The 11,393-nt window shown below is 35.1% G+C and carries 13 protein-coding genes and 1 pseudogene; 4 read left to right on the top strand and 10 right to left on the bottom strand.

The window, feature by feature from the left end; translation table 11 throughout:
• The first annotated feature begins 766 nt into the window (after nt 1-766).
• Together JNUCC25_RS27890 and JNUCC25_RS27885 are read left to right on the top strand one after the other, a co-directional pair.
• Nucleotides 767-1,225 carry a replication/maintenance protein RepL gene (locus tag JNUCC25_RS27890; protein WP_454223433.1) on the top strand — a complete coding sequence of 153 codons (459 nt, stop codon included), beginning with the start codon at nt 767-769 and terminating at the stop codon, nt 1,223-1,225.
• Between the two features lie 158 nt (nt 1,226-1,383).
• Nucleotides 1,384-1,734, top strand: a complete 351-nt coding sequence (locus JNUCC25_RS27885) for a helix-turn-helix transcriptional regulator (protein ID WP_454223432.1) — start codon at nt 1,384-1,386, stop codon at nt 1,732-1,734.
• 51 nt (nt 1,735-1,785) lie between these two features.
• Here JNUCC25_RS27885 and JNUCC25_RS27880 read toward each other — a convergent pair whose 3' ends face one another.
• The 5 genes and pseudogenes from JNUCC25_RS27880 to JNUCC25_RS27860 all read right to left on the bottom strand — a co-directional run bounded on the left by JNUCC25_RS27880 (nt 1,786) and on the right by JNUCC25_RS27860 (nt 5,686).
• Complete coding sequence (locus JNUCC25_RS27880; RefSeq protein ID WP_454223431.1) at nt 1,786-2,283, bottom strand: HTH domain-containing protein; 498 nt, start codon at nt 2,281-2,283, stop codon at nt 1,786-1,788.
• Nucleotides 2,284-4,184: 1,901 nt separating this feature from the next.
• Complete coding sequence (locus tag JNUCC25_RS27875) at nt 4,185-4,433, bottom strand: hypothetical protein (protein WP_454223430.1); 249 nt, start codon at nt 4,431-4,433, stop codon at nt 4,185-4,187.
• A 154-nt stretch (nt 4,434-4,587) separates the two neighbouring features.
• A pseudogene (gene arr / locus JNUCC25_RS27870) lies at nt 4,588-5,002 on the bottom strand (NAD(+)--rifampin ADP-ribosyltransferase).
• A 163-nt stretch (nt 5,003-5,165) separates the two neighbouring features.
• Complete coding sequence (locus tag JNUCC25_RS27865) at nt 5,166-5,279, bottom strand: DUF3967 domain-containing protein (RefSeq protein WP_454223437.1); 114 nt, start codon at nt 5,277-5,279, stop codon at nt 5,166-5,168.
• Nucleotides 5,280-5,542: 263 nt separating this feature from the next.
• Nucleotides 5,543-5,686: a MerR family transcriptional regulator gene (locus JNUCC25_RS27860; protein ID WP_454223429.1), complete on the bottom strand. Its 144-nt coding sequence runs from the start codon at nt 5,684-5,686 to the stop codon at nt 5,543-5,545.
• 766 nt (nt 5,687-6,452) lie between these two features.
• On the opposite strand from JNUCC25_RS27860, the gene JNUCC25_RS27855 reads away from it, so the two are divergent.
• Both JNUCC25_RS27855 and JNUCC25_RS27850 read left to right on the top strand, forming a co-directional pair.
• The gene (locus tag JNUCC25_RS27855) at nt 6,453-6,911 is read left to right on the top strand and encodes a replication/maintenance protein RepL (RefSeq protein ID WP_454223433.1); all 459 of its coding nucleotides are present in this window, start codon (nt 6,453-6,455) and stop codon (nt 6,909-6,911) included.
• Nucleotides 6,912-7,069: 158 nt separating this feature from the next.
• Nucleotides 7,070-7,420: a helix-turn-helix transcriptional regulator gene (locus JNUCC25_RS27850; RefSeq protein WP_454223432.1), complete on the top strand. Its 351-nt coding sequence runs from the start codon at nt 7,070-7,072 to the stop codon at nt 7,418-7,420.
• A 51-nt stretch (nt 7,421-7,471) separates the two neighbouring features.
• Here the strand turns inward: JNUCC25_RS27850 and JNUCC25_RS27845 are convergent, their stop codons facing one another.
• The 5 genes from JNUCC25_RS27845 to JNUCC25_RS27825 form a co-directional block, all read right to left on the bottom strand.
• The gene (locus JNUCC25_RS27845; RefSeq protein WP_454223431.1) at nt 7,472-7,969 is read right to left on the bottom strand and encodes an HTH domain-containing protein; all 498 of its coding nucleotides are present in this window, start codon (nt 7,967-7,969) and stop codon (nt 7,472-7,474) included.
• Nucleotides 7,970-8,743: 774 nt separating this feature from the next.
• Entirely contained in the window at nt 8,744-8,866 is a 123-nt protein-coding gene (locus tag JNUCC25_RS27840; RefSeq protein ID WP_255256050.1) for a hypothetical protein, read from the bottom strand.
• A gap of 744 nt (nt 8,867-9,610) precedes the next feature.
• Nucleotides 9,611-10,132, bottom strand: coding sequence for a hypothetical protein (locus JNUCC25_RS27835; RefSeq protein ID WP_454223436.1), 522 nt, complete (start codon nt 10,130-10,132; stop codon nt 9,611-9,613).
• A gap of 154 nt (nt 10,133-10,286) precedes the next feature.
• Complete coding sequence (gene arr, locus JNUCC25_RS27830) at nt 10,287-10,703, bottom strand: NAD(+)--rifampin ADP-ribosyltransferase (protein ID WP_454223435.1); 417 nt, start codon at nt 10,701-10,703, stop codon at nt 10,287-10,289.
• 177 nt (nt 10,704-10,880) lie between these two features.
• Nucleotides 10,881-11,393, bottom strand: a complete 513-nt coding sequence (locus JNUCC25_RS27825; RefSeq protein WP_454223434.1) for a DUF3967 domain-containing protein — start codon at nt 11,391-11,393, stop codon at nt 10,881-10,883.

The raw sequence follows: 11,393 nt of genomic DNA, 5'->3' as shown, positions 1-11,393 counted from the left end.
GCCGTTCCCTCCCGTGCACGCGTATTTATGTAAATAGTTATATTTCTCATCTAAAATGTCCTTTAAAGAATAACAAAGAACGCCCCCCATGCACACTATTTTCCTGCGTGCACGGGGGGCGTTCAACCCCGTGCACGTACTGATATATCAATGTTTATAAACGATAATATTTTATTAAATCATATCTATATTAAAAACAGATGCACGCCCCCCGTGCATGCCGTTTACTTTAATTTTGAGTTATAACTTTACCCGTGCAACCCCGTTCGTTTTGGGGTGGCGTGCTGGCTAGGGGTCCGGGGACTAGTCCCCGATTGTGTAACAACTTTTTAGCAAAAGTACCAACTATGGACGTCTGCTCTGGCGGTTCGGCAGGTATAATGGCCGTCACAAGCCGATCATCTTAAACTTCGTTTTGGGTATGTTCGGCTTGGCGATATAACCAACCCTGCCGAAATTTGAAATGCAAGGAAAAAAGAGTGGAGATTTTTTAAGTGATTTTCTTAAAAAATACTACTCGAACCTTGCATGAAAAATAGCAAATATATTTATAGATAAGAGTGAAAAAAAGGTAGAATGTTAGATAAACCCTTTTATATCAAGGGTTTGAGGGTGATTTGTTCACTTAAATTTTTTTAAGTGTTTACTTAAATTTTTTTAAGTGTTTACTTAAATAAGATTTAAGTGTTTACTTAAGTCACTCTTTATTATATACTCAAAATATGAAAAAGAAACTGGGTTATTTTTCTATAAAGGAGTTAAAAAAATGTCTAATTACAAGCGCAAAAAAGGAGTAACCAGAAAAGCAACAAAAGTTGTAGGAACCAAAAAATACATAAACTCAGAAACTGGAGAAATTGAAGAGATGGAAGTTATAAGCATTGAAGAAAGAGATGCCAATTTCCATAAAATCTGGTTAGGTCATATAGTTGAAAGCCTCGATTTGATAGGTAATAAGAAACTTAAGGTTCTTACATTCATAATGGATAACCTTAACAGTGAGAACATGTTTTTAATGACTTATAAAGAAATTGAACAAAAAATAGGGATTTCTCAACCTACGATTGCTGAAACAATGAAAGCTTTACAAGAATCAGATTTTCTAAAAAAGATTAGAGCTGGAACTTATCAGATCAATCCAGATAAAATCTTCAAAGGCGGTAAAAACTCAAGGCTAAACGTTCTAATGCAATATAACGAGATTGATAACAAAAGAAATAAATAAATTAAGGAGGTGATTCAAACGATTAACACCAAGATTAGACACAACAAAATGAAAAAGGGCACTTCCTCTGCAAAGGAAGCACCCCCATGTTACTGAAATTCCTGTTTTCATTGCTAATTATAACATGGGTTGCCCTCAAAAAATAGGAGGGTCTTATCATGGATCAAAGCGAAAAACTATTAATGGGTATTGAAAATATCTTAAGTATAGCTTCTGATTTAGTTGATGAAGTTGCTCGACTGAAAAGTGTAGAAGAAGAATGTAAAATCCTGAAAGAGAAAATCTTCATGAATCAGTTTACTAAAGCAGAACAAGAAGTCTTTGCTCTTGCTATTGATGGTCATTCTATTTCAGAAATACAAAACATGCTTCATAAAGAAGAAAGCATCATTAAAAATCAAAGAAAAAGTATCTTAAAGAAATTAAATACTGAATCTATGACAGACGCTGTTCAACAATTTCAAAATCTACATCAAGAACCTTCACAAAAACTAATACGTATTTCTTAACTATAATAGCCTTAAAGGCTAAAGAAGCAGGCTTAAGCCTGCTTTTTCTTTTTAGTCTAATAATCCTTTTTCCTTAAACACTTTTCTTAGCGCTTCATTCACCAATTCAGATTTATAACTCTTAGGAACTCGATCAATAATACTTAACACATCATCATCAAAATAAAACCCTCGATAGACTCTTTTTGAACGGTCTTTTGGACTTTGCAGCAAGATATCAATTGTATCTACTGTGCTAGCTTTTGAAGAACTAGCACTAGTACTTTCACTTTCATTAACATAGCTCGTACTAGCTGCTACTTCGCTAGTAGCTAGCTTTTGTTCTGCTGGCATTTTACTGTTTTTAGAGATAAGAGTACTAAAATCAACATCTACAGGTTCTGATTCTTCTCCAACATAACGATAAATACTTTCCTTACTGTCCCATTCATAGCCTAATTTCTTAATCTTTGATTGAATGGTACGCGTGCTTACGTTATATCGATCAGCTAATTCTTTAATGGTGATTTCTTTCATCATAATTCCATTCAACATCTTTTTTACCAGCATTATAATAGCCCCCATTTTCGTCGTAAAAGTATAATACTAGTATTCAAATGCAAGATGATATTTCCTGCTATATTTTTTAAAGCTGCATAGTTATTTCAATCTTTGAGCAAAATACTGGAGAAATCTTGTAAGACTCAATTTACAACCTAATATTTATCAGTAGAAAAAGCCATCTTCCCCAAAGATGGCTTTTTCGCCTTTTAGTTAACATAAAACGTATTTTCGGACACAACACATATCCATGCAATAGGATATTGCAAATTTGCTATGTAAAGGTTGCATAACTGTTGCAACATTTGAGCAAACTACTCAAGATACGTTACGTATCACTTTTAATGCCTTGATACGTTACTGAAAAAACGACCTTATTTCTCCTAAGCCTAAGGTCGTTTTTTCTCTTTTTAGCTGTATATCATATACAAAGTTAGTTAACATAATGTCTCTTTCCGGAACACAACCCAAAAAAGAACCCTTGGTAGGCAAGGGTTCCGATGAGGCTATTGATTCTTCTTTATGCAGCTTTTTATACATCCTTGGTGTCACAAGGTTTCATTCGATGGAATCAACTGAAATGATGAATAAAAAGTGCACCTTTTATTCATATGCTTTAACCTCTAAATAATTGATTTTTTATCTGAATATGTTATAGTGGCAACCCAGCTGATTTTTCAGTTTGGATTTCATTTAACCCTATATTTGTAAATGTAACTAAAAGGCCACCTCTCTTACCACACACTCAAGAGGTGGCCTTTTAGTTTGTTAATAGGGCTACTTTAAATCTGTTTTCTCTCTAACTCTCTAATTTGTTGTCTCAATTTTTTATTTTCTAACTGAGCTTGCATTGCAAGTGTTAAGGCTACTAATGAAATAACCACGGAAACAATGTGTAGTCCATATAAGAAAACCTCTATTTTCATTAACAGGTGAAGAATTTATTCACTATACGTAAAAAGGTACTCTCTTTGAAAGAGTAGTCTTCATATCTTCAAATTGAATATGCTGATGAAGAGGCATTATATCATAAATGATTTATTCTCGCTCAAATTCTTGCCATACTCTTATTTGCCTGTACACGGCTCTTTTTTATTTTTTTATGTATATTTCTATTCTCAATTAACGAATCATTGCTTATATGGCTTATATGAGTTTATACTCGCTATCTAATTCCCTCTTAACCTCTTATTTTGACTTTTCCTTCTCGTTGGTTGTGTTTCTGGATCCCCAATATTGCGTCTTTGTGGAACTTTTGCATGCGGGTAATCCCATTTTTGGCCACTCCACCCCCCCATTTCGACCACTATTCAGGGGGTCCAGCATACCACAACTTTAGATTTGGTGTAACGCACTACACCAATTTTTCATCTTCGATCAAATTGGGAGCGCGCTCTACGAGGTGAGCGGTCGGATTCCTCCTGTGTTTGGCTCCGCCAAAATGAAAAAAGACATCCTCAACGGATGCCCTTTTTCATAAAGACCGTGGACGCTGTCCACCTGCCAAAGGGAAGCCCCTTTGGAATGGCTTCTACAAACACCCCCAACCCCCTCTATCTTTGAGGGGGCTCCCTCGCCGGTTGGCGTCAAACAAACGGGTTTGTTTGAGTGCCAAGAGGGTTTGGGTTTGGTGAATCTATCAACTCCTTAAATTCTCGACCTGACGGTCTTGCGATTTACCGTTGACAGATGCGCTATTTGGCTTTTTTCTTTCTATGTACTCCTTACTAAATTGAAATGAATACAAAAGAATTTCTCTACAGAACAAGACTAATAAATACTGCTTTTTGCTCACTTCACAAGTGAAACCAATCTTTAACTTCTTTAAAATGATAAAATAAATAAACAAAAGACGTATGTAGTACAAAAATTATACGTAATATATGACCATATTTTCCCGAAAGAAAGCTTCAATATCCAAAGTGTAGAAGAAAGAACAGTCCCCACGCCCATGTATCATCTCCACTAATCTTAGGATGAATACTTTCCTCAAAGCGCCACCACTTTCTTTTTTTTGCAATTTTATGTGTTATCTTCGTAACAAGCACAGTGAATAGAGTAGCTGGAAGATACTTTTGGAAATCACGACGCCCTAAGAAAAGAAGACTTGACCAAGAAAGAAGAACCATTATTATTAAAATCAATCTAGATTTTTTCATATATGCACCTCTTCATTAGGATGCACATTTAAATTTAAATCTTACATCAGGTAATCCAATAATATTCATAGTAAAGGCCGCCCATTATATATCAGTTTATAAGGCGGCCATCGTTCTTAATCTGGTATTTGTCTGAAGTTTTATAACGTCAGAATCAATCGTATATTACATTTTTTCCTTCTTCACTTAACTTTTTTAAAGATGTAAGCATATGATTTATTTTTCATCTGAATGTCTTTCCCATGAACCTAATTCAGCTACTATTTTCAAGGGCGATTTAGATCTATAAGAACGTGTTGGGTTTCCAGGGAATTTTTTGTCGGTTTAAATTCGGATCATTTTCAAACTCTCCTAGTGGTTCCACAATATAAATTCTCTCTTTTGAATTAGACCTTGCTAATTCAGCACCCCATTTAGCAGCGTTTAATGTTCCAGTAAAGTAGATATGGTTAGATTTTTTATCCTGATAATTAGATAAATACAACGGTTCAAGCAGGTCTCCAATTTTTAGTTCTGCTTTAGTACATGAAAAAACGGACCAGGATCTAAGAATTTTTCTTCTCATTCATATAGCCACACCCTTTATACTTTTTGACTTGCGTATAACAGTATAAGGCCGGACATGAGTCGAAAAACAGTCTATAAATAATTTTCAAATAGGGTTATAATAAAGGTAGAGAGTAAGATATGATCGGAAACAAATCATTTAAACAAAAAAGGACTGCTAAATATTTAGCAGTCCTTTTTTATTTCCAAAACTCCCACCACTTTTTTCTTTCCTGAGGCAGCAAGTTGCTTTCTCGTTTCCTGAATTTCACGTATATGACTCATGCTTTGCTGATCCATACGTTCTACAAGCTTTTTATTAAACTCCATCTGTTCATTTAATTGCTTTTTTATTTCTTCATACTTTTAGCCATATCATCAATTTTATCTTTGAACTCATGAGCTTGAACGGCATCTGTGCAGGTTGCATGGCGGGCGTTCCTTGCCTTGCACCATAACGCTAACTACTTCTAAAGATGCTACTTCTTTGGTTTTCCTTTGGTTTTACGAGTTGTTTAAATAACTGTAAAGCGTTTAAGTCATGTTTAGTGAAAGCTCGACTATCATTCTCTCCTTTCACAAACTTTTAAACCTGTGGCCTCCAATTGAATACACCACTTTCTTAAAGTACTATCTGACACCTCTAGCTTCTTTGCAACTTCACTAGTCCAATAAGCTGGCTCTTGGCCAAGCTTTGCATCTGACATGCCGTTCCCTCCGTGCACGCGTATTTATGTAAATAGTTATATTTCTCATCTAAAATGTCCTTTAAAGAATAACAAAGAACGCCCCCCATGCACACTATTTTCCTGCGTGCACGGGGGGCGTTCAACCCCGTGCACGTACTGATATATCAATGTTTATAAACGATAATATTTTATTAAATCATATCTATATTAAAAACAGATGCACGCCCCCCGTGCATGCCGTTTACTTTAATTTTGAGTTATAACTTTACCCGTGCAACCCGTTCGTTTTGGGGTGGCCGTGCTGGCTAGGGGTCCGGGGACTAGTCCCCGATTGTGTAACAACTTTTTAGCAAAAGTACCAACTATGGACGTCTGCTCTGGCGGTTCGGGCAGGTATAATGGCCGTCACAAGCCGATCATCTTAAACTTCGTTTTGGGTATGTTCGGCTTGGCGATATAACCAACCCTGCCGAAATTTGAAATGCAAGGAAAAAAGAGTGGAGATTTTTTAAGTGATTTTCTTAAAAAATACTACTCGAACCTTGCATGAAAAATAGCAAATATATTTATAGATAAGAGTGAAAAAAAGGTAGAATGTTAGATAAACCCTTTTATATCAAGGGTTTGAGGGTGATTTGTTCACTTAAATTTTTTTAAGTGTTTACTTAAATTTTTTTAAGTGTTTACTTAAATAAGATTTAAGTGTTTACTTAAGTCACTCTTTATTATATACTCAAAATATGAAAAAGAAACTGGGTTATTTTTCTATAAAGGAGTTAAAAAAATGTCTAATTACAAGCGCAAAAAAGGAGTAACCAGAAAAGCAACAAAAGTTGTAGGAACCAAAAAATACATAAACTCAGAAACTGGAGAAATTGAAGAGATGGAAGTTATAAGCATTGAAGAAAGAGATGCCAATTTCCATAAAATCTGGTTAGGTCATATAGTTGAAAGCCTCGATTTGATAGGTAATAAGAAACTTAAGGTTCTTACATTCATAATGGATAACCTTAACAGTGAGAACATGTTTTTAATGACTTATAAAGAAATTGAACAAAAAATAGGGATTTCTCAACCTACGATTGCTGAAACAATGAAAGCTTTACAAGAATCAGATTTTCTAAAAAAGATTAGAGCTGGAACTTATCAGATCAATCCAGATAAAATCTTCAAAGGCGGTAAAAACTCAAGGCTAAACGTTCTAATGCAATATAACGAGATTGATAACAAAAGAAATAAATAAATTAAGGAGGTGATTCAAACGATTAACACCAAGATTAGACACAACAAAATGAAAAAGGGCACTTCCTCTGCAAAGGAAGCACCCCCATGTTACTGAAATTCCTGTTTTCATTGCTAATTATAACATGGGTTGCCCTCAAAAAATAGGAGGGTCTTATCATGGATCAAAGCGAAAAACTATTAATGGGTATTGAAAATATCTTAAGTATAGCTTCTGATTTAGTTGATGAAGTTGCTCGACTGAAAAGTGTAGAAGAAGAATGTAAAATCCTGAAAGAGAAAATCTTCATGAATCAGTTTACTAAAGCAGAACAAGAAGTCTTTGCTCTTGCTATTGATGGTCATTCTATTTCAGAAATACAAAACATGCTTCATAAAGAAGAAAGCATCATTAAAAATCAAAGAAAAAGTATCTTAAAGAAATTAAATACTGAATCTATGACAGACGCTGTTCAACAATTTCAAAATCTACATCAAGAACCTTCACAAAAACTAATACGTATTTCTTAACTATAATAGCCTTAAAGGCTAAAGAAGCAGGCTTAAGCCTGCTTTTTCTTTTTAGTCTAATAATCCTTTTTCCTTAAACACTTTTCTTAGCGCTTCATTCACCAATTCAGATTTATAACTCTTAGGAACTCGATCAATAATACTTAACACATCATCATCAAAATAAAACCCTCGATAGACTCTTTTTGAACGGTCTTTTGGACTTTGCAGCAAGATATCAATTGTATCTACTGTGCTAGCTTTTGAAGAACTAGCACTAGTACTTTCACTTTCATTAACATAGCTCGTACTAGCTGCTACTTCGCTAGTAGCTAGCTTTTGTTCTGCTGGCATTTTACTGTTTTTAGAGATAAGAGTACTAAAATCAACATCTACAGGTTCTGATTCTTCTCCAACATAACGATAAATACTTTCCTTACTGTCCCATTCATAGCCTAATTTCTTAATCTTTGATTGAATGGTACGCGTGCTTACGTTATATCGATCAGCTAATTCTTTAATGGTGATTTCTTTCATCATAATTCCATTCAACATCTTTTTTACCAGCATTATAATAGCCCCCATTTTCGTCGTAAAAGTATAATACTAGTATTCAAATGCAAGATGATATTTCCTGCTATATTTTTTAAAGCTGCATAGTTATTTCAATCTTTGAGCAAAATACTGGAGAAATCTTGTAAGACTCAATTTACAACCTAATATTTATCAGTAGAAAAAGCCATCTTCCCCAAAGATGGCTTTTTCGCCTTTTAGTTAACATAAAACGTATTTTCGGAACACAACACATATCCATGCAATAGGATATTGCAAATTTGCTATGTAAAGGTTGCATAACTGTTGCAACATTTGAGCAAACTACTCAAGATACGTTACGTATCACTTTTAATGCCTTGATACGTTACTGAAAAAACGACCTTATTTCTCCTAAGCCTAAGGTCGTTTTTTCTCTTTTTAGCTGTATATCATATACAAAGTTAGTTAACATAATGTCTCTTTCCGGAACACAACCCAAAAAAGAACCCTTGGTAGGCAAGGGTTCCGATGAGGCTATTGATTCTTCTTTATGCAGCTTTTTATACATCCTTGGTGTCACAAGGTTTCATTCGATGGAATCAACTGAAATGATGAATAAAAAGTGCACCTTTTATTCATATGCTTTAACCTCTAAATAATTGATTTTTTATCTGAATATGTTATAGTGGCAACCCAGCTGATTTTTCAGTTTGGATTTCATTTAACCCTATATTTGTAAATGTAACTAAAAGGCCACCTCTCTTACCACACACTCAAGAGGTGGCCTTTTAGTTTGTTAATAGGGCTACTTTAAATCTGTTTTCTCTCTAACTCTCTAATTTGTTGTCTCAATTTTTTATTTTCTAACTGAGCTTGCATTGCAAGTGTTAAGGCTACTAATGAAATAACCACCGGAAACAATGTGTAGTCCATATAAGAAAACCTCCTATTTTCATTAACAGGTGAAGAATTTATTCACTATACGTAAAAAGGTACTCTCTTTGAAAGAGAGTACCTTCATATCTTCAAATTGAATATGCTGATGAAGAGGCATTATATCATAAATGATTTATTCTCGCTCAAATTCTTGCCATAACTCTTATTTGCCTGTACACGGCTCTTTTTTATTTTTATGTATATTTCTATTCTCAATTAACGAATCATTGCTTATATGGCTTATATGAGCTTTATACTCGCTATCTAATTCCCTCTTAACCTCTTATTTTGACTTTTCCTTCTCGTTGGTTGTGTTTCTGGATCCCCAATATTGCGTCTTTGTGGAACTTTTGCATGCGGGTAATCCCATATTTGGCCACTCCTCACCCCCCCCATTTCGACCACTATTCAGGGGGTCCAGCATACCACAACTTTAGATTTGGTGTAACGCACTACACCAATTTTTCATCTTCGATCAAATTGGGAGCGCGCTCTACGAGGTGAGCGGTCGGATTCCTCCCTGTGTTTGGCTCCGCCAAAATGAAAAAAGACATCCTCAACGGATGCCCTTTTTCATAAAGACCGTGGACGCTGTCCACCACCTGCCAAAGGGAAGCCCCTTTGGAATGGCTTCTACAAACACCCCCAACCCCCTCTATCTTTGAGGGGGCTCCCTCGCCGGTTGGCGTCAAACAAACGGGTTTGTTTGAGTGCCAAGAGGGTTTGGGTTTGGTGAATCTATCAACTCCTTAAATTCTCGACCTGACGGTCTTGCGATTTACCGTTGACAGATGCGCTATTTGGCTTTTTTCTTTCTATGTACTCCTTACTAAATTGAAATGAATACAAAAGAATTTCTCTACAGAACAAGACTAATAAATACTGCTTTTTGCTCAACTTCACAAGTGAAACAATCTTTAACTTCTTTAAAAATGATAACAATAAATAAACAAAAGACGTATGTAGTACAAAATTATACGTAATATATGACCATATTTTCCCGAAAGAAAGCTTCAATATCCAAAGTGTAGAAGGAAAGAACAGTCCCCACGCCCATGTATCATCTCCACTAATCTTAGGATGAATACTTTCCTCAAAGCGCCACCACTTTCTTTTTTTTGCAATTTTATGTGTTATCTTCGTAACAAGCACAGTGAATAGAGTAGCTGGAAGATACTTTTGGAAATCACGACGCCCTAAGAAAAGAAGACTTGACCAAGAAAGAAGAACCATTATTATTAAAATCAATCTAGATTTTTTCATATATGCACCTCTTCATTAGGATGCACATTTAAATTTAAATCTTACATCAGGTAATCCAATAATATTCATAGTAAAGGCCGCCCATTATATATCAGTTTATAAGGCGGCCATCGTTCTTAATCTGGTATTTGTCTGAAGTTTTATAACGTCAGAATCAATCGTATATTACATTTTTTCCTTCTTCACTTAACTTTTTTAAAGATGTAAGCATATGATTTATTTCTTCATCTGAATGTCTTTCCCATGAACCTAATTCAGCTACTATTTTCAAGGGCGATTTAGATCTATAAGAACGTGTTGGGTTTCCAGGGAATTTTTTGTCGGTTAAATTCGGATCATTTTCAAACTCTCCTAGTGGTTCCACAATATAAATTCTCTCTTTTGAATTAGACCTTGCTAATTCAGCACCCCATTTAGCAGCGTTTAATGTTCCAGTAAAGTAGATATGGTTAGATTTTTTATCCTGATAATTAGATAAATACAACGGTTCAAGCAGGTCTCCAATTTTTAGTTCTGCTTTAGTACCATGAAAAAACGGACCAGGATCTAAGACATTTTTCTTCTCATTCATATAGCCACACCCTTTATACTTTTTGACTTGCGTATAACAGTATAAGGCCGGACATGAGTCGAAAAACAGTCTATAAATAATTTTCAAATAGGGTTATAATAAAGGTAGAGAGTAAGATATGATCGGAAACAAATCATTTAAACAAAAAAGGACTGCTAAATATTTAGCAGTCCTTTTTTATTTCCAAAACTCCCACCACTTTTTTCTTTCCTGAGTGGCAGCAAGTTGCTTTCTCGTTTCCTGAATTTCACGTATATGACTCATGCTTTGCTGATCCATACGTTCTACAAGCTTTTTATTAAACTCCATCTGTTCATTTAATTGCTTTTTTATTTCTTCAATACTTTTAGCCATATCATCAATTTTATCTTTGAACTCATGAGCTTGAACGGCCATCTGTGCAGGTTGCATGGCGGGCGTTCCTTGCCTTGCACCATAACGCTCAACTACTTCTAAAGATGCTACTTCTTTGGTTTTCCTTTGGACTTTTACGAGTTGTTTAAATAACTGTAAAGCGTTTAAGTCATGTTTAGTGAAAGCTCGACTATCATTCTCTCCTTTCACAAACTTATAACCTGTGGCCTCCAATTGAATACACCACTTTCTTAAAGTACTATCTGACACCTCTAGCTTCTTTGCAACTTCACTAGTCCAATAAGCTGGCTCTTGGCCAAGCTTTGCATCTGACAT

The sequence above is a fragment of the Priestia sp. JNUCC 25 genome (assembly GCF_053667915.1).
This window is presented reverse-complemented; position numbering and strand designations above follow the sequence as displayed.

Bases quoted from the DNA above. Each gene is read 5' to 3' on its own strand.
- JNUCC25_RS27890 (WP_454223433.1), top strand. From the start codon at position 767: ATGTCTAATTACAAGCGCAAAAAAGGAGTAACCAGAAAAGCAACAAAA.
- JNUCC25_RS27885 (WP_454223432.1), top strand. From the start codon at position 1,384: ATGGATCAAAGCGAAAAACTATTAATGGGTATTGAAAATATCTTAAGT.
- JNUCC25_RS27880 (WP_454223431.1), bottom strand. From the start codon at position 2,283: ATGCTGGTAAAAAAGATGTTGAATGGAATTATGATGAAAGAAATCACC.
- JNUCC25_RS27875 (WP_454223430.1), bottom strand. From the start codon at position 4,433: ATGAAAAAATCTAGATTGATTTTAATAATAATGGTTCTTCTTTCTTGG.
- JNUCC25_RS27865 (WP_454223437.1), bottom strand. From the start codon at position 5,279: ATGGATCAGCAAAGCATGAGTCATATACGTGAAATTCAGGAAACGAGA.
- JNUCC25_RS27860 (WP_454223429.1), bottom strand. From the start codon at position 5,686: ATGTCAGATGCAAAGCTTGGCCAAGAGCCAGCTTATTGGACTAGTGAA.
- JNUCC25_RS27855 (WP_454223433.1), top strand. From the start codon at position 6,453: ATGTCTAATTACAAGCGCAAAAAAGGAGTAACCAGAAAAGCAACAAAA.
- JNUCC25_RS27850 (WP_454223432.1), top strand. From the start codon at position 7,070: ATGGATCAAAGCGAAAAACTATTAATGGGTATTGAAAATATCTTAAGT.
- JNUCC25_RS27845 (WP_454223431.1), bottom strand. From the start codon at position 7,969: ATGCTGGTAAAAAAGATGTTGAATGGAATTATGATGAAAGAAATCACC.
- JNUCC25_RS27840 (WP_255256050.1), bottom strand. From the start codon at position 8,866: ATGGACTACACATTGTTTCCGGTGGTTATTTCATTAGTAGCCTTAACA.
- JNUCC25_RS27835 (WP_454223436.1), bottom strand. From the start codon at position 10,132: ATGAAAAAATCTAGATTGATTTTAATAATAATGGTTCTTCTTTCTTGG.
- arr (WP_454223435.1), bottom strand. From the start codon at position 10,703: ATGAATGAGAAGAAAAATGTCTTAGATCCTGGTCCGTTTTTTCATGGT.
- JNUCC25_RS27825 (WP_454223434.1), bottom strand. From the start codon at position 11,393: ATGTCAGATGCAAAGCTTGGCCAAGAGCCAGCTTATTGGACTAGTGAA.